The organism is Glutamicibacter ardleyensis (assembly GCF_014644555.1).
Lineage (GTDB): Bacteria > Actinomycetota > Actinomycetes > Actinomycetales > Micrococcaceae > Glutamicibacter > Glutamicibacter bergerei.
Genome location: NZ_BMKX01000008.1, coordinates 107,877 through 131,515, shown reverse-complemented (window position 1 = coordinate 131,515; position 23,639 = coordinate 107,877). Strand labels below are relative to the sequence as shown.

General features: G+C 54.5%; 23 protein-coding genes and 1 other RNA gene. 17 read left to right on the top strand and 7 right to left on the bottom strand.

The window, feature by feature from the left end:
* Positions 1–71 precede the first annotated feature (71 nt).
* Positions 72–2,324, bottom strand: a complete 2,253-nt coding sequence (locus tag IEX04_RS14550; protein WP_141392940.1) for a Stk1 family PASTA domain-containing Ser/Thr kinase — start codon at positions 2,322–2,324, stop codon at positions 72–74.
* Positions 2,325–2,527: 203 nt separating this feature from the next.
* Positions 2,528–2,776 (bottom strand): WhiB family transcriptional regulator, encoded by a 249-nt coding sequence (locus IEX04_RS14545; protein ID WP_096256388.1) that lies wholly within the window; start codon positions 2,774–2,776, stop codon positions 2,528–2,530.
* A gap of 356 nt (positions 2,777–3,132) precedes the next feature.
* On the opposite strand from IEX04_RS14545, the gene IEX04_RS14540 reads away from it, so the two are divergent.
* Positions 3,133–3,537 (top strand): hypothetical protein, encoded by a 405-nt coding sequence (locus IEX04_RS14540; protein WP_188686627.1) that lies wholly within the window; start codon positions 3,133–3,135, stop codon positions 3,535–3,537.
* On the opposite strand, the gene IEX04_RS14535 is transcribed toward IEX04_RS14540, so the two are convergent.
* A complete protein-coding gene (locus IEX04_RS14535; RefSeq protein ID WP_188686624.1) occupies positions 3,534–7,196 on the bottom strand; it encodes an FHA domain-containing protein in 3,663 nt (1,220 codons plus the stop codon). The two genes, IEX04_RS14540 and IEX04_RS14535, sit on opposite strands and share 4 nt — an antisense overlap.
* A 284-nt stretch (positions 7,197–7,480) precedes the next feature.
* On the opposite strand from IEX04_RS14535, the gene IEX04_RS14530 reads away from it, so the two are divergent.
* The 16 genes from IEX04_RS14530 (at position 7,481) to IEX04_RS14460 (ending at position 21,351) form a co-directional block, all read left to right on the top strand.
* Positions 7,481–8,707 carry a TadA family conjugal transfer-associated ATPase gene (locus IEX04_RS14530; protein WP_096256391.1) on the top strand — a complete coding sequence of 409 codons (1,227 nt, stop codon included), beginning with the start codon at positions 7,481–7,483 and terminating at the stop codon, positions 8,705–8,707.
* Positions 8,704–9,555 (top strand): type II secretion system F family protein, encoded by an 852-nt coding sequence (locus IEX04_RS14525; protein WP_188686622.1) that lies wholly within the window; start codon positions 8,704–8,706, stop codon positions 9,553–9,555. The genes IEX04_RS14530 and IEX04_RS14525 overlap by 4 nt, the downstream gene beginning before the upstream one ends.
* Entirely contained in the window at positions 9,552–10,493 is a 942-nt protein-coding gene (locus tag IEX04_RS14520; protein WP_188686607.1) for a type II secretion system F family protein, read from the top strand. Before IEX04_RS14525 ends, IEX04_RS14520 begins: the two co-directional genes overlap by 4 nt.
* An 81-nt stretch (positions 10,494–10,574) precedes the next feature.
* Positions 10,575–10,781 carry a hypothetical protein gene (locus tag IEX04_RS14515; RefSeq protein WP_188686678.1) on the top strand — a complete coding sequence of 69 codons (207 nt, stop codon included), beginning with the start codon at positions 10,575–10,577 and terminating at the stop codon, positions 10,779–10,781.
* Between the two features lie 15 nt (positions 10,782–10,796).
* On the top strand, positions 10,797–11,213 hold the full coding sequence (locus IEX04_RS14510) for a TadE family protein (protein ID WP_188686605.1): 417 nt from the start codon (positions 10,797–10,799) through the stop codon (positions 11,211–11,213).
* Positions 11,206–11,619 carry a hypothetical protein gene (locus IEX04_RS14505; RefSeq protein WP_229677169.1) on the top strand — a complete coding sequence of 138 codons (414 nt, stop codon included), beginning with the start codon at positions 11,206–11,208 and terminating at the stop codon, positions 11,617–11,619. The genes IEX04_RS14510 and IEX04_RS14505 overlap by 8 nt, the downstream gene beginning before the upstream one ends.
* Positions 11,561–12,076, top strand: coding sequence for a hypothetical protein (locus IEX04_RS14500; RefSeq protein WP_229677168.1), 516 nt, complete (start codon positions 11,561–11,563; stop codon positions 12,074–12,076). The genes IEX04_RS14505 and IEX04_RS14500 overlap by 59 nt, the downstream gene beginning before the upstream one ends.
* Positions 12,077–12,124: 48 nt before the next feature.
* Complete coding sequence (prfB, locus tag IEX04_RS14495) at positions 12,125–13,240, top strand: peptide chain release factor 2 (protein WP_105678836.1); 1,116 nt, start codon at positions 12,125–12,127, stop codon at positions 13,238–13,240.
* A gap of 660 nt (positions 13,241–13,900) precedes the next feature.
* Positions 13,901–15,610: a sodium:solute symporter family protein gene (locus tag IEX04_RS14490; RefSeq protein WP_188686597.1), complete on the top strand. Its 1,710-nt coding sequence runs from the start codon at positions 13,901–13,903 to the stop codon at positions 15,608–15,610.
* The gene (locus IEX04_RS18870) at positions 15,610–15,735 is read left to right on the top strand and encodes a putative transporter small subunit (RefSeq protein ID WP_229677167.1); all 126 of its coding nucleotides are present in this window, start codon (positions 15,610–15,612) and stop codon (positions 15,733–15,735) included. Before IEX04_RS14490 ends, IEX04_RS18870 begins: the two co-directional genes overlap by 1 nt.
* Before the next feature lie 350 nt (positions 15,736–16,085).
* Positions 16,086–16,880: a cell division ATP-binding protein FtsE gene (gene ftsE / locus IEX04_RS14485; protein WP_188686595.1), complete on the top strand. Its 795-nt coding sequence runs from the start codon at positions 16,086–16,088 to the stop codon at positions 16,878–16,880.
* Positions 16,877–17,791: a permease-like cell division protein FtsX gene (gene ftsX, locus IEX04_RS14480; protein ID WP_096256401.1), complete on the top strand. Its 915-nt coding sequence runs from the start codon at positions 16,877–16,879 to the stop codon at positions 17,789–17,791. Before ftsE ends, ftsX begins: the two co-directional genes overlap by 4 nt.
* A 59-nt stretch (positions 17,792–17,850) precedes the next feature.
* The gene (locus IEX04_RS14475) at positions 17,851–19,314 is read left to right on the top strand and encodes a M23 family metallopeptidase (protein ID WP_188686593.1); all 1,464 of its coding nucleotides are present in this window, start codon (positions 17,851–17,853) and stop codon (positions 19,312–19,314) included.
* Positions 19,315–19,368: 54 nt separating this feature from the next.
* On the top strand, positions 19,369–19,848 hold the full coding sequence (gene smpB, locus IEX04_RS14470) for an SsrA-binding protein SmpB (RefSeq protein WP_096256403.1): 480 nt from the start codon (positions 19,369–19,371) through the stop codon (positions 19,846–19,848).
* Positions 19,849–19,954: 106 nt separating this feature from the next.
* Positions 19,955–20,323, top strand: a transfer-messenger RNA (tmRNA) gene (ssrA, locus tag IEX04_RS14465).
* Between the two features lie 548 nt (positions 20,324–20,871).
* Positions 20,872–21,351, top strand: a complete 480-nt coding sequence (locus IEX04_RS14460; protein ID WP_096256404.1) for a DUF2568 domain-containing protein — start codon at positions 20,872–20,874, stop codon at positions 21,349–21,351.
* 64 nt (positions 21,352–21,415) lie between these two features.
* Here IEX04_RS14460 and IEX04_RS14455 read toward each other — a convergent pair whose 3' ends face one another.
* From IEX04_RS14455 to IEX04_RS14440, 4 genes are read right to left on the bottom strand one after another with little or no spacing between them, the layout of a single operon-like run.
* Complete coding sequence (locus IEX04_RS14455; protein WP_096256405.1) at positions 21,416–21,826, bottom strand: fluoride efflux transporter FluC; 411 nt, start codon at positions 21,824–21,826, stop codon at positions 21,416–21,418.
* Entirely contained in the window at positions 21,823–22,215 is a 393-nt protein-coding gene (locus tag IEX04_RS14450; RefSeq protein WP_188686591.1) for a FluC/FEX family fluoride channel, read from the bottom strand. The genes IEX04_RS14455 and IEX04_RS14450 overlap by 4 nt, the downstream gene beginning before the upstream one ends.
* The gene (locus IEX04_RS14445; RefSeq protein WP_096256407.1) at positions 22,212–22,835 is read right to left on the bottom strand and encodes a metal-dependent transcriptional regulator; all 624 of its coding nucleotides are present in this window, start codon (positions 22,833–22,835) and stop codon (positions 22,212–22,214) included. The genes IEX04_RS14450 and IEX04_RS14445 overlap by 4 nt, the downstream gene beginning before the upstream one ends.
* A 2-nt stretch (positions 22,836–22,837) precedes the next feature.
* On the bottom strand, positions 22,838–23,632 hold the full coding sequence (locus IEX04_RS14440) for an inositol monophosphatase family protein (protein WP_096256408.1): 795 nt from the start codon (positions 23,630–23,632) through the stop codon (positions 22,838–22,840).
* Between the last annotated feature and the right edge of the window lie 7 nt (positions 23,633–23,639).

Here is a 23,639-nt window from a genome sequence, read left to right as displayed (position 1 = left end):
CAACGCACAAAAATCCTGGCTTCTCTCGTAGTGAGAGAAGCCAGGATTTTTTGTTACCACAAACCAAAAAACTAGAACGTATACAGACTGACCTCGCTACCACGCTCGGCCTGCTGATTCAGCGGGGTTTGCATGCGTACGGTATCTGAGAAGCCGCCGAGCATCGATCGATTAGAAACGGTAAACCCGGCAGCTTCAAGAGTGGCGGTGGCTTCCGTGAGACTCTGGCCAAGGACAGAGGGGACCTGGAGGAGTTCTGGCCCCTTGGAGAGGTTCACCGTAACGGAACTGCCGTAGGGGACCGTCTGATTCTGCGTGCTTTGCGCTACCACCAATTCGGGGGCGATATCAGAAGAATACTGCTTCTCGCCGACAACCAGTTTCAGTCCTACATCGTTAAATTTCTGTTTTGCTTGTTCATGGGTCAGTCCGAGAACATTCGGCACCTGGACTGGGGCCGGGCCACGGGAGAGAGTCAGCGAGATGGTGTTTTTCCGGCTAGCCATTTCACCCGCGGCAGGAGAGCTGGAAATAACCTTGCCATCTTCAACAGAGGATGAATACTCCTGACTCGTCTTTACCTTCGTCAAACCCTTATCGGCGAGGCGGGAAGTTGCTTCAGTTTGGCTCAAACCTTGCAGTGCAGGAATTTCAAAAAGTTCAGGGCCACGGGAAACTAGCAGGTTGACGCCCTGAAATTTCATCAAACTTTCGCCGGTGTTTGGCTTGGACTGCACAACTCTGCCGACGGCGATTTCATCGTCGTAGACCGAGTTCACACGTACCGGGACACCTTGACTATCAAACTGGGAGACTGCCTGAGTTTGCAGCATTCCGGTGAGCGACGGGACACGAATGATTGTTCCCGGGCCACGGCCGAAGAACCATGCGCAGGCAGCGACTAAGGCAACGACGAAGATTAGCACCACGGTGATCATCGCCCGACGCCCACCAGTTTTAGGTCTCACCAGCTGGTGGGTTGGAACCTGCGCAGTTTTGCGCCATTCCTTGGCCGCCCGCTTTTGTTCTTGCTTCAGTGCACGGGCCGATACTTTGTCTTGAACTGTTGGGACCGCAAGGTCGGTTGCTGTGGGAGCTGAATCCTCGAATTGGTCCAAGTCTTCTCGCGAATAAGCAGCAGTGGCCGAGGAAAACGAGGGCTCCGGGGCTTCGTGTTCATTGGCCATGCGGGGTACCGTCGTGGTGTGGGCCTCACGCAGGTCCAGTACTTCGGTGGCATCGGAGGTGCTGATTACTGTGGTGGCGTCGTCCTCTGGCACGGCAGAGTAATCTTCGGACGATGTCGCTGCGGTTTCGCCGAGGGTATCTTCGTCCATCCACCAAGGTTGACGTTGTTCATCGCGATGACGCTGCCACTCATCGAGTCGCTGCTGGACCGTGGTCGGCATTGCAGCCGCTGCGAGAGGCGCAAGATCTGAAACGTCACCTAAGGACTCGGCATCGAGATCCAGCTCGTCGTCAGTTAACGTTGATCGGATCTGGATGACATCATCAAGTAAAAATCCAGCATTTTGGGGACGCCGTTCAGGATCCTTTTCGGTGCAATAGCGCACCAGTTCGTCCAGATCTTCACTCAGCCCTGGTACCAAATTAGAAGGCATTGGCATGGGCGAATCGAGGTGATGCTTCATCATGGCTGCCGGATTAGTCATGGGGAAGGGCAATTGTCCGGTGAGCATTTGATAGATCATGATGCCCACTGCGTAGATATCGCTACGTGAGTCGGAAGGAGCGCCAGAAACCAGCTCGGGGGACACATGGGAAAGTGTCGCAACCAGTGTGGCGGACTGGGTATGGGCACTAGCTGCCCGGGCTAAGCCAAAGTCGGTGATTTTGATTTCGCCGTTGTCTGAGAGCAAAACGTTGGCGGGCTTCATATCTCTATGCACGATGCCTTCGAGATGAGCCGCGCGAAGTCCACTGCAGATGCGCTCTAGAATGCTGAGCATCTGGCGTGGAGTGAAACGTCCGCGTTCTTCGATGACCTCGGCAAGATTCTGGCCACGCACATATTCCATTACGAGATACACGTGACTGCCCGAAATTGCATGATCGCGAATGGACACCACATTCGGGTGAGATATATTCGCGGCGATAATGGCTTCAGACTCAAAACGTTCGCGAACGAGTGATTCGCTAGCGAAGTTTTCGTCCAGCACCTTCACTGCCACCGAACGGTGCAAATTGAGATCCATGGCCCGGTAGACCCGAGACATTCCACCTAAAGCGATGAGAGTATCTAACCGGTACCGGTGACCGAGCACTTGTCCTACGAGCTGGTCTGGTCGTTCAGGGGTTATCAAGGACAAACTCCTGCCACAGGGGAGCACAGTTGAAGGGTCTGAGACACTGCACGGCTCCTTTCGAACACAGATACTAAGTGTAGGTTACCCAGCTGGCCTGAGTGTTTCACGAGTTAAAGTCGAAATCCGCCAGTAGGATTCCCACTGGCGGATTTCAGACAGCATCCCGGGTTGCGAGATCTACCTCGGGTGCAGCTTTTACTCTAAGAAGCGCGACGAGCCCGAGCAGCACGACGCTTTAGGGCACGACGCTCATCTTCACTCATACCGCCCCATACGCCAGCGTCCTGTCCGGACTCGATGGCCCACTGCAGACAGGTTTCGGTGACGTCGCATCGACGGCATACGCTTTTGGCCTCTTCGATCTGCAAGAGGGCCGGACCGGTGTTACCCACCGGGAAGAAAAGTTCCGGGTCCTTTTCCAGACACGCCGCGCGGCTACGCCAATCCATGCTTATTGATGCTCCTTGAAATATTTGGGGAAACGAAGGCCCTCCAGAAAACGTCACAAAGAGAAAACAACTGCGAATTGGAAAAGCAGGTGCGTTACGTTGTGAGTACTGAAATCATCTTCGAGGAGTCGGTCAGGTACGAACTGAGATGTTCATTTAACCAACCACATTAGGTTTTCATGTTACGAGAAAGTAAACAAGAGTCATGGAAGTGAAATGTGGCTGAATCCCTGAGTGCTTTCTCACATGGCTTTCCGGTGCCCTCTGCGCTATCTGACGAACGCTAGGCAGAGCTGATCTTTCCCTAGGACAACACCCGTTTGAGTTCCTGAGACACTTGCACGAAAATTGGTCTCGTGAGCAACAACGAATCTTCGGTACCCCGTCCCACCAGCGTTTTAACTGTGGCAGCACTAACGATGCTCGAAGCAATAGCAGTTCTGGTCTACGCAGCGAACTACCTTTTGCATCTTTCGGACGAGGGAAACCTCAATATGGGCGGGCGTATTTTCATGCTCGTGCTGTGCCTAGCCGCAGGCGCCTGGCAGGTTAGTGTTTCGCTGAACTTCTTCAAGGGGAAAGCTTTCACCCGCGCCCCCATTATCGTGTGGCAACTCTTCCAACTAATCCTCTCGTTCTCATTCATGCAAGGACCATTTACCGGCGTCGCCATTGCTGCGATTGTGGTGGCCGCCGTGACTATCGTGATGTTATTTGCTCCGAAAACAACGGCTTTCCTCGGCGATCGTCCACAGTCCTAAATACTTTCTTTATCGATCAAAACGGCGCGTGGTAGTCCATGAGAATTTGCTATCGCGCGCCATTGGTTTTTAGCATCCAGAGTCTGAGTAGGACCCAAAGGTTCCCAAGGCATTGGTTGTAGATCGTGTGGGTGATGGGCCTCAACTACCACCACACATCGATCGTCGAGAGCCATCCCTGGTGCACCGACTTCGTAAGCGAGCCGGCTTGAAGGTGGAACGAAAAGCACGGGAATCACTGCACGGCTCACTGCGGAATTAAGCAACGGGGCAAGCCTCGGGTCATTCGTATGTTCGAGAACCAGCCCGACACCTCGATTGGTTGAACGGTTTAGTAACGCTTCGAGGTCTTCGATTCTTTCCACGCGCTCGATGCCCCACCGCTGGCACAAAACCTGGCTCAGTTCTTGTCGCATGGTGGTGTCGGCGCAAATTACTAAGGACATCGCGGTGGCGGGCAACGAAATGACGGTATCCTCCAAAGATCGTGTTCCTAGTCGGAGTAATCCAGGGGAGCTGGCGTTCTGAGAATCTGAGTTGCCCGCGGACCAAGGACGATCAGTCATAGAGAGCGATTGTGCAGCACCTAGTTGAATGCTGCGTGCAACGTCGGTTCCGCTCATCAGAATTCCACGTCCAACGTGGTTGGCCACGGCCGGTATTCGTGGCCAAGCCATTTTTAATGAGTCGGTGGCGTGGAATGGAAAATACCATTGTTCGGTGCACAAACCAGCAGCTTTGAGCAGTGCTTGATCTCGATCGACAGCTATGACTACGGTTGGCCCAAAGCCACCGCGTCGCAGGAGTGCACCAAGGACCTCATCAAAATGCTGAAATTGCTGTGGGTGCAGGGACGACTGTAATTGGCCGACTCCGTGGATGAGTATTAACAACTCCTCATCTTCACGTGGTTCATTAAGATAATCGACGGCGTCAAGAAAGTCGTAAGTATCTTGCCCAGTGACCTGCAGCAAGTGAGGAAATTGCGCCGCATTGATGAGTAATTCCGGGCCAAAACTTAGAACCTTTCTAGGTAATTGGCACAAGTTGGTAAGCAACTGTCGCGGGCCAGCTTCTGGCAGTCCGCACACCAGAATGCTATGACCGGCTTGCCCCCCGATAAGTAAGGGTTCCAACGTCCCACAATCGAGTCGATCCACAAGCCCACACCAGATTTCTTCTGTTTGGCCGGACATCCATGGTGTTCTAGGGGGCGTAGGGGTTTGCGGTAACGCCTCAGCAAACGGCGAGCGGCCCATGGTGAACGACTGCCATTCTAAGGCCAAGACAGCGATCTGTCGGTGCAGTGCTTGCATACTCTCGTGCGCAGTGGGATGCCTGCCAAAGGTGCACACCTGCTTGGCGGTGAGATCGCGCGGGCCACGTTCGGCTAACTCGCCATGGGGTGGTGGATCATAGGCGAGTGCAAACTGAAATTTACGGGTAGACCGTGTGGCACAGTGAATTACTGCCTGTCCTGGGCTTGTCAGTGTTGCGGCGTCAGGAATGCCGACTAGCTCGATGGATTCGCCGGGGTCATTGACGCGTAGGGCTATTACAGTATTGAGGTTGGCTCTGGTCTGTCCGGTTAAGGTGCCGGCCGGTCGCTGGGTGCTGAGCAATAGGTGTATGCCCAACGCCCGACCAACCGCAGCGAGACGGTCGATTCGTGGGTTGGCTTCGGGGATGGATTCACTGAACACCCGAAATTCGTCAATCACCACTACGAGGCTCGGAAGCGCAGGACCAGGCTGAACTAGCTGTCTGTATTCGAGCAAGTCGCTACAACGATATTCGGCTAACAACTCCTCACGCCGGGTCACTTCAATTTCCAACTGGGCCAACGCGCGTTGAGCGGCCGCTGAGTCCAAATCACTGGCGAACAGCTGAACGTGGGGCAACTGTGCGAATACGGATAGACCTGCACCGCCTTTAAAATCGACGAGCGCAAAGGCCACCTGCTCAGGCGAATAGTCGCTGGCCAATTGCTTCACGATCCGGCGAAGTGCTTCAGACTTTCCAGAACCAGTCGTTCCACAGATCAGCATGTGTGGTCCGTCTGCGCCGAAGTCGAGAACAATGGGATCCTGCTGATCGGTAGCCCCAATAAGCGCCGTTAAGGCACGAGCTGGATCGCAGGGTGCTAATTCGTTGGATTCTGTGCGGCCTCGCATTGCTTGGGATTCGGCCAAGCTGAGGCAGCGATCAATTAGCCGAACGAAGCGTTGCACGCTGAGCCGTAGTGCAGTGTGCAGCGTCAGCTGTGTATCTTCGAGTGCGACCTCGGGAGTTCGCGGATTCACCCACCGTGTGCCGTTTGGTACTGGGTTTTGACTCATGCCGATCACTAACGACTGGTCGCAAGTCTGTGCAGGGGTAGACACCACGTACAAGGTACGCACCAAGCCGTCTGATTTTGTTTCCAGCATGGTGGGAGTGACCGCCAACGGTGGCAGTCCGGTGCTGACTCCGGGTAACAAAAGTAGACTCGCCGGGAGGCATTGCAATCTCGGATCGAGTACCAGTTCTAAGCGTCCACATAAAACCGCCGGGAGATAGCGGGCCAAGATCGCGAAGAGCAGTTCGGTGCTTGGTTTGTCCTGCGCGCCAACGATCTGCCAAGCACCCGGCACACTGGGGGAGAACACCGGTGACGGGCACGGGGCGTCCAAGGAAGTACGCGACTTTCTACGTCGCTTAGTCTTAGCTGAAGGTTCTTCGGCGGCCGGGGCCCACAGTCCCTGGCCAAAGACCAGAGGAGGCAAACTGGCTGTCGGTATCTGTAATTCGGCGCGTGCCAATCCTGCCAGGGTGCTAATTCCCAGGGGCGAGGCATAGGCTGCTCGGGCATTGATGATGTTTTCGCGGTACACCACCGCTTTGGCCTTCCACCGACGACGTTCGCCAATCAACTGGATAGCAGGGAAAATTCCAAGTAGCGCTGAGGCGCCACTGAGTAGTAGAAACAACATTGATCCGGTGAATACCGCCAGCATCACTCCGGAAAGCATCGGCAGAAGGGCTGCTAAACATAGGGCGATCAGGCGTTGAAGTTCGGGCTTATCCGGTAGTGCCCAGTGAAGTTGCTCGGCATTGATCGACTGTGCGTTATCAAGCATCACCGGATCACCCACACATAACTCGGTATCACCCAGCCAGAAACGAGTGCCGCGTTCCAAAGATAGTTCGCTCAGCGGCTCATTGGCGGGCCGTTGTGGAGAAATTCGCAGCGTGTTGGATGATTCGCAGGTCAGCAACAGTTGGGATTGATCCACTCGAATGCGCGCATGACGCCGCGCGATCTGCGGGTCTTGCAGCCATAAGGGAGCACAACGCCCTACATCATGAGTGCCTTGAACCAGTAGTAAGCTCGCGCCTGCATCTGGCCCGGAAGCGACAAAGAGCTGCAAGGCCGAAGGCATCTGGTGCTCGCGCGGTAGAACCGGACGCGGAAGGTCTGTTAGCAACAAGTGTGTGCGCGAGCTCAGCTCCGCAGATTCTTCCAAGGCGAGTGGTCCGAGGAACCAGCGCGTTGCACCGAAACTTGCGGTTAAGATCTCGGACAATTGCTGACCATCGAGGGCAGCGGAAACCTGCAGGTGAAACTGGCGCGGCTGTGCAAAAGATCGCGAAACAAGCAACAGCTCATAACGCACCATGATGTTTCCTCCTCAATCGGACCCGCCACTTATGAGTACTTCAGCATCTACTGGTCACAGCGCAACTGGGTGCTTCACCGGATGTGGAGAACGTTGCCTTCGGCTTATCCACATCTCCGCTTGGGTATTGAAAGACAACGATTCTGGGGCTAGGCTCCCATCACATACCCACTTCGCCCAGAACACGAGCAAAAATGGGTGGCACGATGTTGTGCTGGCGCTTCGGTGGCCGGTGTACCTCGATCATTCGGGAATATCTTCATAGTTTCGGCTGAGGACTTGACGTGGACGCCCTATCCATCGTGGAAGACGAAGTACGTGAGCTAGTCCGTCGACGCGGGCTAGACCCCGGCAAGCAACCGGTGCTCATACGCTCTTTGATTGACGATGTCTTGCGCGACTACGACGAACGAGCATTACTCGGCGCAGTGCCTTCCATCGGTCCGTTAGACGAAGCCCGCCGTCAGGTGTATGACAACGTGGCAGGGTTTGGGCCATTACAACCATTGCTCGATGACCCTACCGTCGAGGAATTGTGGATCAACTCGCCTCATCAGATTTTTTGCGCTCGTGGCGGGCAAAGTGAACTCACCCATATTCGTCTTGAAAGTGCTGAAGTGGCAGCGTTGGTTGAACGGATGCTGAAATCCTCAGGACGCAGACTGGATCTTTCTCAGCCCTTCGTGGACTGCCAACTTCCCGATGGCTCTCGGTTACACGTGGTCATTCCAGATATCACCCATGAACATTGGGCGGTGAATATCCGCAAATTTATCGCTCGCGCCAATAAACTCGAAGACCTTGTAGAACTAGGATCACTCAGCGAGGATGCAGCAGCATTTTTAGGTTGGTCGATCGGTGCGGGACTCAACGTGGTGGTTACCGGGCCCACCCAGGCAGGCAAGACGACGATGCTCAACTGTTTGGCGTCCTCCATCGGTTCGCGCGAACGTATCATCACGATTGAAGAAATTTTTGAACTGAACCTTGCCTTGCGCGACGTGGTGAGTATGCAAACACGGCTACCAAATCTGGAAGGTACCGGAGAAATCACGATGCGCCGGTTAGTCAAAGAAGCACTGCGCATGCGGCCCGATCGGATCATCGTCGGGGAGGTACGCGAAGCAGAATCGCTAGACATGCTGATCGCCCTGAACTCGGGAATCGCCGGCCTATGTACTCTCCATGCAAACTCTGCTCGCGACGCAATCACCAAAATTTGTACGCTGCCGCTACTGGCAGGCCCGAATATCACCAGTGATTTCACCGTGCGAACCGTGGCAGCCTGCATTGATCTGGTGGTCCACTGTACTCGCGACCCCAATGGAAAACGCTACGTGCAAGAAATCCTCAGCGTGCGTGGACGCGTTGAAGACGGTCAGTTCGAAACCTCCACGCTGTTCGACTACACCGATGGTGAGCTGAGCCAAGCACCAGGAGCCGATTGGTCACATGACAAATTCGCGCTCGCCGGTATCAACGTCGCACAATTGCTCATGGAGCGGTCATGATCGCTTTGTGCGGTTTACTCGGTGGCTTGGGCGTTGCCCTCGTGGTGGATTGGCTGCTTTTTGACCCCAGTCCGCCAAAGCCCAAACGGCAGTCGCTCATTCGACTATCGCTATTGCGCGCAGGCATCGTGAATCTCAGCCCCGCAAAATTTGTGGCTATCTGTGCCGCCAGCGGAATAGTTTTTGTGCTGATCACGCTGGCCTTGACCGGTTCATGGTTATTTGCCTCCGTATTTTTGCTCTTTGGCTTCTGGGCGCCGTGGGTTTATCTGCGTCATCAAGCCGCTAAACGTCAGGCTGCATTGCACGAGCAATGGCCCGAGGTGGTCGATCATCTGCGAAGCGCGATCCGAGCCGGACTGTCATTGCCAGAGTCCCTAAGCCAGCTCTCAAGTATGGGGCCGGAACTGCTGCGTCCTGCTTTTAGCGACTTTGCACTGGATTACCGGGCCACCTCAAACTTTTCGTTGGCGCTCGAACAACTCGGTGACCGGCTCGCAGATCCGGTTTCCGACAAGATCCTCGCAACACTACGCATTACCCGGGAGGTTGGTGGCACCGATCTTGGCCAGACGCTGAGTACACTTGCCGCGTTTTTGCGTGATGACGTTCGTACCCGTGGAGAACTTGCAGCCCGCCAGTCGTGGATTGTTTCCGCGGCCAGATTGGCCGTGGCGGCCCCGTGGATTATGTTGCTCGTCTTAGGCACTCAAGAAGCTGCAAAAAATGCCTATCTGACCCCCGGCGGGGTAGTAGTGCTGGCCGCCGGGCTGGTGATTTCACTGTTGTGTTACCGAGTGATGCTGCGCCTAGGCAACTTACCTGTAGAAGAGCGGGTACTGGCATGAACTCGCTAGTCCCGTGGGCAGTGCTCTGCGGTTTTGGTCTAGGCCTGGGATTGTGGATGATCGTGGTGAACCTTCCAGCGTGGCGCCCGCTGTCCTTTGCCGAAAGAGTCGCCCCGCACATCCGGGTTGGAACACGTTCCTCGCGGATGCTCGAAGATTCTTGGCGCGCAGAATCGCGCAGTCCGGCCTTGGTGCAATTTGCGGCCCCGGTCCTCCAACAGATCAAACGCTTGGCCAGTTTGCACAACCCCGGCACCGAGACTGTCCGCAAACGCCTGCGCGCAGCCGGACTTAAGATGAATGTGGTGGACTACCGTTCCCAAGAGATCATTTGCGCGCTGCTGGGACTGCTTGTTGGCGCTGCACTGATGGCACTGTTCGCGCTGGGGCGTCCGACAAACTTCGCGTTCGCGCTCATCGTGGTCCTTGGCTGTGGGATCTTCGGCTTTCTTGCGCGAGGCTGGTGGCTGAACGAGCAAATACAACGTCGCGCACGCAGAGTCTTGACCCAATTTCCGACAGTCGCCGAGGTTCTGGCACTGACGGTGGGCGCTGGAGAATCAACCACCGGGGCGATCGAACGCATTTCACGCATCTGTCACGGGGTGATCGGCGAGGAATTTACCGAAACATTGAACGACATCCACTCGGGAAATTCCATGATTCAAGCCATGCAGAATATGTCCGATCGCATCCAAGTCGGTGCGATGACGCGCTTTGTTGATGCCATCGTGGTCGCGACCGAACGCGGCACACCACTGGCTCAAGTGCTCCGTGACCAGGCCCAAGATGTCCGTGACGCCTCAAAACGTGAGCTGATGGAAGTTGCCGGCAAACGGGAAATTGGCATGCTCGTGCCCATAGTTTTCGGCGTGCTTCCACTGACGATTGTCTTTGCGGTATTCCCTGGATTGGCCTTATTGGAGATGAGCTATTGACAGCTAAAACACCTTCACAATATCTATACTCCGCAAAAGTTAGGAAGAATTCCGATGTCCAGCATCCACTCTTGGTTCATGATGTTAGCCCTAAGCCTGCTCGAAGCAGGACAGCGATTATGGCGACAGCTCACTACGAAACTGCGTGACGAGCGTGGAGATGTCCCCGGATGGGTGATGATCACGCTTATGTCAGCATTACTTGTTGCAGCGCTGTTGGCCATAGCCGGCCCCCGGCTACAAGACCTGTTCAATCAGGCGATCGATCGAGTATCCGGCCTAGGCTAAGCCGGTGTTCTCAAAATGAATCGGGTTACACATGCCAATGCTCGCCGCTTCTGGAGGCTGGGACCAGAAGAGGCAGGCTCGGCCGTGGCCGAATTTGTCATGATCACTAGTTTGCTGATCGTCATCGCGGTGACCTTGATTCAATTGACGCTTGTGCTTCATGTGCGCAATACCCTCATCGATGCCGCCGCCAACGGAGCGCATTACGGTGCGTTAGCTAACCATTCACCCGGGGACGCTGCAGGGCGAACCCGCACACTGATCGCCGAGTCTCTGCACGGTGGGTTTGCCCGTAACGTGCAGGTATCAACTAGCGCTGTGGGGGAGGGGCAATTAGTCTCCGTTACTGTGAGCACCCGTGTCCCACTGATCGGACTGTTACCCAACGGGTGGGACCTAACAGTGCATGGTGATGCGGTGCGCTATGACTAACGCTGGTGAAGCCGAAAAAGGTAGTGCCATCGTCGAATTTATTTTTGCGTCTACGGTTTTGCTGATCCCCATGATTTATCTGATCCTTGCCGCCGGGCAGCTTCAAGCAGGATCATATGCAGTTGTTGGCGCAGCAGACCAAGCTGCCAAGGTTTTTGCGGTGGCAGAAGATCCGAAGCAAGCACGTTCACAGGCCCATCAAGTCGTTGAGCGAGCGATGAATAATTTTGGATTAGCGGGAGCCAACACAGACATTTCTTGTGACAAAACCTGTCTAAGCCCAGGTAGCGTGGTCACGGTCAAGGTCTCCCTACGGGTTCAGTTACCCTTTATCTCTGAGTATCTTGATGCCTCCGTCTTCACCGTCGATGCGTCGTCGACCCAACGAATTGATCGTTTTGGTTAGCGGAAATCGGTGGGCCAAATTGATCCGCAAGTTTCGTTCCGAGGACGGACAGTCTTTGGTACTTGCGATTGGACTATGCGCGATCACCTTGTTGACAATTTCGGTCGTGCTCGCCGCGAGCGCGGTTAATCTCAAGGCACGCCAGCTCTTATCGGTCGCCGATGGCGCTATCGTCGCGGCAGTAGACGAATTCGAGTTTGTTGGTGATGGAGGCCAACCACGTATTGAATTGAATCATTCACAGGTCCAGGCCGCAGTTCAGCGGTACCTACAAGATGTGGAAGCAGGACAGCGGATTGATAACCTTAGGATCGGGTCCGTCCAAATTCTGCCTGACGGGCAAGGTGCGACGCTCCTGCTCACTGGCTCGGTGCAACCACCAATCATTGGTTGGATCGTGCCGTCGGGCGTGAGCATCCAGGTCAGTTCAACCGCACGCACGGTACTGAGCCGGTAGCGACGTGAACTTAAGCCGTTAGGCTGCATGGCGTAGGCTTAGATAACTATGGCAAAAACTGACTTCCCCGCTGAAATCCGTTCGCTCCGATCCACTTTCTCTGCGATTGAGGACGTGAGCGACGTTGCTCAAATTAAGGCCGACATCGCCGTACTCTCCGAAGAGGCCGGGGTGCCGGACCTATGGGACGACCCGGCCAGCGCGCAGATTGTCACCAGTAAATTGTCGCACCGACAATCGGAACTTGAACGCTTGAACAAGATCCGTACAAGAATCGAAGACCTTGAAGTGCTGGTGGAACTAGCCGAAATGGAAAACGATGACGAGACCCTCGCCGAAGCTGATAAGGAATTAATCTCCATTCGGAAGGCACTCGCCGAGTTGGAGATCGTCACCTTGCTCAATGGTGAATTCGACTCACGTGGTGCCGTCGTAACGATCCGTTCCGGTGCAGGTGGCGTAGACGCGGCAGATTTCGCGGAAATGCTGCTGCGCATGTACTTGCGATGGGCTGAGAAACACGGATATAAAGCCACCGTGATGGATACTTCTTATGCTGAAGAGGCAGGCTTAAAATCCGCGACCTTCGAAATCGATGTTCCTTACGTTTTCGGCACGCTTTCGGTGGAAGCGGGCACCCACCGATTGGTGCGTATTTCACCGTTTGATAATCAAGGGCGTCGTCAAACTTCGTTCGCAGCCGTTGAAGTGGTGCCGTTGATTGAGCAGACCGATACCATCGAGATTCCCGAGTCAGAGTTGCGCGTAGACGTCTTCCGATCCTCGGGACCGGGCGGGCAGAGCGTGAACACCACCGACTCCGCTGTTCGCATGACACACATTCCTACCGGCACTGTCGTGTCGATGCAGAATGAGAAGTCCCAGATTCAAAACCGGGCCGCGGCCTTACGCGTTATGCAGTCACGACTGCTTTTGCTGAAGAAAGAAGCAGAGAGCGCACAGAAGAAGGAATTCGCTGGAGATGTTAAGGCTTCCTGGGGCGATCAGATGCGGTCCTATGTTCTTAACCCGTACCAAATGGTTAAGGACCTGCGCACCGACCACGAAGTTGGTAATACGCAAGCTGTGCTTGATGGAGAAATTGACGACTTCATTAATGCAGGAATTCGATGGCGCGCGGGTAATCGACGTCCCTCCAATTAGGACGTAGAAGCTCTCAAAAAGGCCTGAAAACTGAAAAGTTTTCAGGCCTTTTTTGTGCTAATTTTTATCATAATTTTGTAACATAAAACTTCGATTGAGTGCCTGAATTCGAGTAGGAATAGAGGGTCATATAGGCCCGAAATCTGAGTGCATGCTAGGATGGCAAAGTCGTTGAGTGATCTATACCCTCAAATTTTCGCGAATCATTCCGTGTCAGACACCGCATGAAATAGGCAATTTTCTTGTTGCCGCCCTGCCAGTGACATGACTAATAGCGGTGATTTCGCTCGAAAATTAGATGCATCTTTTGAAGATCGCAAGACGGCAAATGAACGAACATGAACCTTTAAGTAATCATGGATTTCTGAGTTGAATTTTGCATGGAAATTCGGTTCGTCAATGGAAAAACGCATCTATACGGCGGTGCTGTCCTGAAGAAGGGGCAGCGCTTTGCATGCCGGGAGTGCGATGCGGCCTAGATAAAACGATACGTAACTGAAGTGAAGGAAGTGGTTGATGGGCTTAGAGCTTAGGTACGTCGGCTAAACGAATCCTCGTGGAGTATTCCCCGGGATGAGACGTGCGAACCACGCATCAAAAGTTCCAGGTAAGACCTGGACGATGCCAATTCACAACTACGTCGTTTGAAGGAGGTGGCGTGTGAACAACCCGGAAACGGTCGGTTTCAGCGCCTTGGTCATCATACTTTTACTGGTCCTTTTCTATGGTGGAACATTCTTGGTGTCCACAAAGATCGGCCAGAAAAATGAAAACGCTGACGGTTATATGACCGCTGGCAACAAAATCGGATTCGGAATCTCCGCGGCCAGTATGACCGCGACGTGGATTTGGGCTTCATCAATGTACGCCTCGGCGTCTTCGGGCTATACCTATGGCATCAGTGGACCTATCCACTACGGCCTCTGGGGTGCACTGATGATTCTGTTCATTTACCCATTCGGTAAGAGAATCCGTAAGGTTGCTCCGAAAGCGCACACCCTCGCAGAGGTCATGCACGCGCGACATGGACGTTCCAGCCAGTTAATGCTGGCCGGCTCGAATGTGGTCGGTTCAGTCATCTCATTGATGTCTAACTTCATTGCCGGTGGCGTGCTTATTTCGATGCTCTCCCCATTCAATTTCATCCAGGGCGTGCTGGCGGTAGCCGGTGGCGTATTGCTCTACACCCTTTGGTCGGGATTCCGTGCCTCGGTTTTGACTGACTTCATGCAGGTCATGGCAATGCTCGGCGCGGTAGCAATTATTGTTCCGTTCATTTTCTTCGCAGCGGGGTTCCCTGCAGCCTTCGAAACCGGAGCTGGAAACCTTACCGCCCAACAGTCGAACTTCTTCTCGTCAGACGCGTTTTTGAACCAGGGTGCACCATATATCGCTGCGGTTTTGGCCTACGCGATTGGTAATCAGACCATCGCTCAGCGTCTCTTTGCGGTTCGTGAAGACCTAATTAAGCCAACCTTCATCACCGCCACCATTGGCTATGGTGCCATGGTGATCGGTGTAGGTATGCTCGGCGTACTTGCCTTGTACCTCGGTTTTGAACCCACGGGCGGGGACCAGAACAACATCATCCCTGAGATGGCCATGAGTTATCTGCCGGGAATCCTGTTGGCGTTGTTCTTCATCATGATCATTGGTGCGCTTTCCTCCACCGCTGACTCGGATCTTGCGGCGCTGTCTTCCATCATGATGGCCGATGTTTACGGCCAGAACGTTGCGGGCAAGAAGAAAGCTAATCCAAAGACGATGCTGTTGGTCGGACGTATGACCATGATCGTCGCAACCGTGGTTGCCGTCTGTTTGGCCAGTTTGCAATTAAACATATTGGATCTTTTGGTCTTCGTAGGTGCGCTATGGGGGGCCTTGGTTTTCCCAGTGCTCGCCAGCTTCTACTGGAAAAAGGTTACGAACAAGGCATTCACAACTGCAGTCTTGGTAGCTCTCGTTGTATTCATTCCGGTGCGTTTCGAGCTGATCCCTATGACCGGTTTTACCGCGGTAATCATCGAGCTGTTGGCAATTCTTGGTATAGGAATCGTTTTGGGCCTGATGTCATTCGGATTCTTCGGGCTTCGTGTTGCAATTATCGTTGGCACAATGGCCACGCTGGTAGCTGCACCGTTCTGCTTCGGATTCCTGCGTGACTACACGACGCTATCGGCATCACTTGTCGCCTATTCAGTCAGTACATTGATCTGTTACTTCATGTCGTTCCGTTCAAAGATGGACTTTGACTTCTCGGTCATCGCAGAACGAGCCGGAGATTTTGACCCCGTTGAAGAAATTGTCGTCAGTGCGACTAAGGGTGCCGCTCGTAGCAACGATTCGAACAACTCCGAAAGGAATGAATAATGTTAGCCCTGACCATTTATGTACTAGCCTGGCCCGTCGTTGTCGCGGGAGTTGCCTTCTTTATTGCCAGGGCGTTCATTTCCGAAGCGCGGGAAGGCAAACGCAACGGTGAGCCACTGATTTAAGCCATGAATTGTACGGTAAGCATCGGTTTGCGCCGGTGCTTACCGTTCAATTTTTAGACCTTGGTATTGGCTTGCGTCCGCGGAAAAGATAGTCGGACGGCAGGAGCTTTTGCTGGTGTGCTAAAGGTCACCGAGGGATCTTGCGATAGTCAAAATCTTGCAAGTCAATGCGTTACCTTGCGCAACGTCGAGTCTGTATAAACGGCATGAATGTGGCAACACACCACACTATCGGCGCCTGTTGTACATGTTGCCCCTATAAGGTTTGGAAGACTGGCGCATCAAAAAACGTTCGATCTCGACCTGAGTTTCCGTGGGTCGCGCCCCGACGGCAACTAGCGATTGAAGACATGATTAAATTCGAAAATGTCTCGATGGTTTACGAGCCAAAGCAACGAAATGCTGCTTTGAACGACGTAAACATCGAGGTAAACCGTGGCGAGTTCGCCTTCCTAGTCGGAGAATCTGGCTCTGGAAAGTCTACTTTTCTAAGCTTGATCCTGCGCGAAAAGCGCGCCACAAATGGAGCGGTCTACGTCGCAGGGCAAAACCTGAACCGTATACCGAGCCGACGTGTGCCAAAACTGCGTCGCGATATTGGTTTCGTGTTCCAGGATTTCCGTCTCCTTCGTGAACGTACCGTGTTCGATAACGTTGCTTTTGCAATGGAAGTTATTGGTGCCTCACGCGCACAGATTCGCGATCGTGTGCCTGACGCGCTGCGTATGGTGGGCTTGGAAGATAAAGCCCGCCGTAAGCCCACCGAACTTTCCGGTGGAGAGCAGCAACGCGTCGGCATTGCCCGAGCGATCGTTAACAAGCCTTCGATCCTGCTGGCCGATGAACCGACCGGTAACCTCGACCGTAAGAACAGCGTCGAGGTAATGAATGTGCTCGATCGCATTAACCAAAACGGCACCACCGTGCTGATGGCCACTCACGCTCACGAACTCGTCAGCGAGTTCCGCCACCGAGTCATTGAATTGAGCAAAGGCAGCGTTGTGCGCGACGAAGCTGATGGTCAGTACACCGCAATGACGACCGTGATCAATCAGGACGGTTCACGTGAGCTCCTAACTGGTGAGGCCGCCATGGAAGCATCTAGTGAAGCTGCAATGAATGAAGAGAAGGACGAGCGCCAGTGAGATTAGGATTTATTCTCCGCGAGGCTGCGAAGGGCCTTCGTCAAAACATCATCATGGTCGTATCCGTGGTTTTGGTGACCTTCGTATCGCTGACCTTTGTTGGTGCTTCGGCACTATTGCAACTACAGATCAACCAGATGAAGGGCTACTGGTATGACCGCATGGAAGTTGCGGTCTTTCTCTGTGACGACAACACCGCTGCGCCAAACTGCGCGGGTGAAGGCGTCACCGACGAGCAACGCACAAGCATCAAGCAACTGCTCGAATCAGATGAGATGGCTCCATACATCAAGGAATTCGCGTATGAGTCAAAAGCCGATGCACTCAAAAACTTTAAGGAACAGTACAAGAATTCTTCCTTGGTTGATCAGGTTACCGAAGATCAGCTACCAGAATCGTTCCGTATCGGTCTAGTAGACCCCGAGAAGTATCCCGTTATCAATGAAGCTTTTTCGACCGTAGCGGGCGTTGATTCGGTCGTGGACCAACGCGAACTCTTGGAGAAGGTCTTCCAGCTAGTGCGAGTGGCCTCCGCCGCCGCAGCTGTGGTGGCAATTGTGATGATTGCCTGTGCCGTGTTGCTGACAGGCACAACTATTCAACTCTCGGCCATGCATCGACGGCTAGAAACCACCATCATGAGACTAGTTGGCGCATCAAAAACGACTATTCAGTTGCCATTTATCATCGAGGGTGTGATCGCATCCATTATCGGTGGTGTCCTTGCATCAGGCACACTGTGGTTGTTAGTTAAGTTCCTAGTTCAAGACAAATTGGCGAGCGAAAATGTTGGCGTGGCCTTCATTTCAACCAATGAAGTTCTCTTAGTTGCACCCGGGCTCTTGATTATTGGTATCGTTTTGGCCACAATTTCTTCAGTGGTAACATTGAAGCGTTACCTGAAGGTATAGCCAATCGTTATCTTGAGTGTCCGGTTATGCCTGAAGCACGAAAATCTTTAAGGAGCAGTATGCTATCCAACGCCGTGCGACGTAAGTTCCTGCGCGCCACCATTGGTGGAGCCCTAGCATTGTCACTTACCTTGCCTGCGGGGATTGTTATTGCCGATGAACTCGATGACCGTAAGGTTGACGTCGAGAAAAACATCGACAATTTGGAACAGGACATGGAAGTTCTTGATTCGGATATTGTTGCCACAGATAAGAAACTTCGGGCCCAACAAGCTCAGGTTCCAGCTGCCGAGGCAGCTCTCGCAGATGCCCAAAGCCGTGTCTCCAATGCACAAGCTACTGTCGCGGATCTAACGAACCGGCTGATCAGCGCTCAAGCCACGAGGGACAAGGTTGCTAAGGCAATCGAAGAGAACGCCGCCAAGATTGCAGAAGCGGAAAACACCATGGCGCAGATCGCCTCCGAAGCGTATAAGCGCGGAGGGGTGTCCAGTGGGTTAGACATGATCTTGAATATGGATTCGGCGACCGCAATGGCTGATGGCTTAGACATGGCTAACCGTGCCATGGATTCACAGAACGCCGCATATAACGATCTAGCTCAAGAAAAAGCCACCGACGAGAGCAACAAACTGCGTTTGGTTGCTGTCGAGGATGAAATCTCTTCGCTCAAGGGCCAGGCTGAAGAAGCTTTAGCTCAAGAGCAAAGCGCCCGTGATGCGGCCCAGTCTGCCAAAGATGAGTTGAATGCCTTGGTTGCAAGCACCGAATCTCTTAGCGCCGAATTGGAAGCAAAAAAGCCGCAGATTCAAGCGAAGCTAAAAGTTCAAGAGCAGGAATCTGCTTCGATCAACCAGCAGATCAAAGAACGCCAAGAACGCCTGATCAAAGAAGCCGCTGAACGTAAGCGTAAGGCAGAGGAGAAGGCCCGTAAGGAAGCCGAAGCGGAGCGTCAGCGCGTCGCCAAGGAAAAAGCCGCCTACGAAGCCGAGCAGGAGCGTCAGGCAGCGGAAGCCAAGCGCAAGCAGAAGACTTACAAGAAAAAGCAGTACGTGGCTCCTAAAGCGAAGCCAAAGACCGAAACATACTCGGAACCAAGCAGCTGGGGCTTGGTCAAGCCCACGAGCAGCGCGCGAATTACCTCCAGCTTTGGATGGCGTCCAACTCCTGCAGGAACGATTGACTACTCGGGACAGGGCGGCTACGTCCACGCAGGTGTCGACTGGGGCTTCGGCGGCCAGTGTGGCTCACCGATTCGTGCGGCTGCCAGCGGAGAAATTTGGTTCGCCGGCTGGGGCGGTTCCTCGGGTAACAAGGTGACCGTGTCGCACGGCGTCGTAAAAGGCAAGGCACTAGCAACCAATTACCACCACATGTCACGCATCGCTGTGAGCAATGGCCAGCACGTAAAACAGGGCCAGGTCATCGGGTATGTGGGCACCACCGGTAACTCCACTGGCTGCCACCTTCACTTCGAAACGATCATCAACGGTTCGCGTGTGAATCCATTGGGACTGCTCTAACGCTAGACTTGGTAGTTGTGCGCGGGAATCCGCCCGCGACATGCAAGGAGTGTCATGGCTAAGAAGAACCAAGAAGATCGCATTATCGCGAGCAACCGCAAGGCGCGCCACGATTTTGAGATTCTAGATACCTTCGAAGCGGGCATGGTGCTGACTGGGACCGAAGTTAAGTCGCTACGTGAAGGTAAGGCTTCGTTAGTGGATGGCTTTGGTCAGTTCTACCGCAATGAACTGTTCATTGAGAATTGCTACATCCCGGAGTACCTGAACGGTTCGTGGACCAACCACACCGCTCGTCGTCGTCGTAAATTATTGCTGCACCGTGCAGAGCTGCTGAAAATTGAACGTAAGATCTCCGAAGCGGGCCTGACTATTGTTCCGCTGAAGATTTACTTCAAGTCAGGTCGCGTAAAAATTGAAATCGGTGTCGCTCGCGGTAAGCGTGAGTATGACAAGCGTCAGACGTTGCGCGAGCAGCAGGATAACCGTGAGGCACTGCGTGCCATGCGTGAACGTAATCGCGGACAAGCCTAGGCGTGGCGTGAATCTCGTTGGGTTAGCAGAGCAGATTGCGCTATGATTATTTAACACGCCTTTTGGTGTGGTTGTACCCGGGAAACCGGGACTGACAATAAAATACGGGGATGATCGGTTTCGACGGTGTGAGTCGCGACAGATGAAGCGGGCCGAGGATGCAAAGTTATCTCGTAAACGCTCTTTGCAAAACAATAAGTGCCGAATCAAAGCGCACTGACTTCGCTCTCGCTGCCTAAGCAGCCAGACAGTCCGTTAGCCAGGGGATGCTATCGCCCCTGATCCTAACGTCATTTAGGTAGCCCCTGTGTTCGGCGGACGTTACCGCTACCGAACACATACTTAGGTAACTGTGCCTGGATCAACCACATGTTTGCGTGATGGTTGGGGCAGAGAAATTCCGCAGCAAACTGCGCCCGGAGAAGACCTGGCAACACCACATCGGACGGGAGTTCAATTCTCCCCATCTCCACGTATTTGAACCCTCGAGATCCTTATGATCTCGGGGGTTCTGTCGTTAACCTATGTGCGGTATACGACCTATTGCCCAGTGAGTGATCTTCAGTTTCTGATAAAGATTCGCTAGGTCCTTCGTGGCGTTAGCGAATGGCAGACACTTGGGACATGGGGATTCTGCTTGAATTAGTCGTCTGCTCAATCCTTTGGGACTTGGGGCTTACCTGAAGTGAGTACGTGAGCGTGATCCGGTTGCCTCTGCCCGAACGGACTTCAGATGTTGAACGCAGGGGAGCGCTACCGAGGTTGCAGAGACAGCGGTTCGTTGGTAATTCCGGTTCTTAGCTGGGTTCTCATTGGCGCGTGGTGCGTACCTCGGGCCGAAGTGTCAAGGCCGGGCATGGACGGCCTAGGGCAGATCTTGGCGCGTAGATAGATGATGGCCACACTAGGTAACACGGTGCCTTGCGCGCGAGTCATGTCGCGAGGTCGCTGTTTACCACATAGACTGGAATTGAACGGCTAAGCAGACGGCCAGATTGCTGAAACGGAGTGAGATCAGAAACGATGGGTAAAAACGGTTCCCAGCGGGTATCACCGGCTATTTCGGCTATCTATGCTGTGATCGCATTCCTCCTCGAAGTTGGTCTGATTTTCGCGGCAGCGTTGGCCGCCATCGCCTTCGTGCCATGGCCAACTATCCCGTCGATCCTCGTTGTGGTAGTGCCGCTACTAATTATTTGGGCACTCTTCTTCTCACCTAAAGCCAAGTTCCGTCTGCGTCTTCGTATTAGGTTGACGCTACTGCACCTGATCTACCTCGTCGGTGCCTACGTGTTGTGGCTGAGCGTTGATCACTCATTTACCGATCAGTCCCAGATCTGGGCGATCGCGATGCTTGCTCTGACGGGTATAAGCGCCATCCTGGTTCTAGCCACGGGCGGATACGTGGTGCCACACGACCGAGAAAAGAGAACTCCGCAGTCGCCAGGCCAGTCTAAGGATGCGACACGCAATGCACCTCGCGGACGCCGCGCGGCACGCTAAAAAACTTAAAGTAAAAATTATGGGTACGGCCAATTGGTCGTACCCATAATTTTCCCACGTTGGACTATCTAGTCATCAGCCAACCCAGTGCACCAGCGCCGCCGGCAATCACGAAGGTGGAGCATAGATACACGATTGCGCGGGCCTTGTTGACCTCATAAATCAGGCGGAACCCGACAAATAGGGTACTGGCGGTAGTCAGTGAGCCACAGACCCCAGAGGCCAGCAGCCAGAGCCGATCGGCTGCAGGTATGGTGTGCACAAAGTTTTCGTGCGTGAGATCCAACTGGTGGCTGCGTGCGTAACCGAGCACCACGCCTAACGCAAAGCTACCGAGAATGTTCGCAAGCAGGATTCCGCGCGGCCAGCCAGCGAACAGGCCCTGCGCCAAATCGTGTGTTGCAGGAAGCGAACGGTCCAAGAGGTAACGAATCATCGCGCCGATTGCGCCAGCGAGCAACAGCAGCCAGATCACGACAGCTCCTGCGGGCGAGCTAGGTGTCGGTCCAGCAACGTGTGCGTCAAGAAGACGGCAGCTAGACAGAGCACCACGCTGAGTAAGAGGTAGCCGATGTATCCGGCAGCGCTCAAACTAGTAAATAACAGCAGTACCGTCGAAAGGGTGGTGAAGGAACCACAAAAACCGGTGCCTGCGAAAAGCTGCAGCAGCGGTGCCAGCGGCCTGTGCGCAGCATAGGCGCTCAACGCAGCCAAAGCGACGCAACCAAGGACGTTGACGATCAAGGTTGAGGCGGCCCAGACGTTGGCCGGGGTGAGCATGTCAATGGCTACTCGGGCCAGCGCGCCCAAGGCTCCGCCGAGTGCCACCGCCAGGAATTTAGCGAGCTGAGCTCGATCGATCATGGAGCGCAGACCCAGACCAGCGAGGCTTCGATGTAGTTCAGCTGGTGTGGAAGCTCGATCATTGCCCCGGGCACAATTCCTAACTTCTTGGCGCGACGCAGAAACTCGGGGTCTTCGTCGCTCACGCGACACACGATCGCCTGCGCGCCGTGGAACCGATCGAGGCGCTGCGCATCGCGGGTAGCTAGCACCCCCGCGGCCGAGGGGATCGAGTCGCCATGCGGATCGACCTCGGGGTGTCCCAGCCGGGCGTGTAAGGCATCGATGAATCTGTCGGTGACGGTGTGTTCAAGCGCCTCAGCCTCATCGTGCACCTCGTCCCAGTCATATCCGAGTTCATCGCGCAGGAAGGTTTCTAAAATCCGGTGTCGGCGCACCATGCGCAGCGCCTCGCGTCGCCCGATGTCGCTCAACGAGATGGCGCCACGCGGAACATGATCGACCAGACCTTTAACCGCAAGCTTTTGCACCATCGAGGTGGCCGAGGCGGGGGAGAGCCCCAGCTGATCGGCTAACGCTCCGGTGCCCACTGGCTCATCTTCCCATTCGGTGAGCAGGTAGAGCGCCTTGAGGTAGTCTTCCTCGCTGGTGGTCAGCTTGTGCGGGTGCAGGCCGGGCATGGTTAACCGCGGTTCAGGTAGGGCAGGATCAGCGGGTGTAGCGCGCCATTGCTGGCCAGCGCATTACCGCCGTGGCAGCCTTCGACGCCCGCGATCGAGGTGAAAGTTCCGCCGGCTTCACGAACCAGTGGGACCAGCGCAGCCATGTCGTAGAGTTCTAGTTCCGGTTCGAAGGCCGCGTCTACCGCGCCCTCGGCGAGCAGTGCGTAGGAGAAGAAGTCTCCGTAGCCGCGGGTGCGCCAGGCCTGATCGAGCAGTTCGAGCAGATCATCGAGCTTGCCCAGCGCCTTCCAGCCGTTGAGTGAAGCGTAGGACAGCGAAGCATCAGCCAGTTCGGTGACCTGTGAAACGTGCAGTCTGCGTGGGGCATCGAGCCCTGGTTCGCTGACATACGCGCCTAACGACGTGGCGGCGTGCCAGCGCCGGGACAGCGCCGGTGCCGAGACCACACCCACTACCGGTTCATCGTCGATGACCAGCGCGATCAGTGTCGCCCAGACCGGTACGTGGCGCACAAAGTTTTTTGTTCCGTCGATCGGGTCGATCACCCAGCGCCGCGATCCACTGCCGTGCACCCCAAATTCTTCGCCAAGCACCGAGTCCTCCGGGCGATGTTCGGCGAGCATCGCTAGGATCAGCTCTTCTGCCCCGCGGTCAGCATCGGTGACCGGGGTCATGTCGGGTTTGGTATCCACGCGCAGGTCGTTGGCTCCGTAGCGGGCCAGGGTCAGTTCATCGACCCGCTGCGCCATCATCAGGGCGAAGTCGAGGTCCTGTTGCAAGGTGTATTCGGCCATGGGGTAG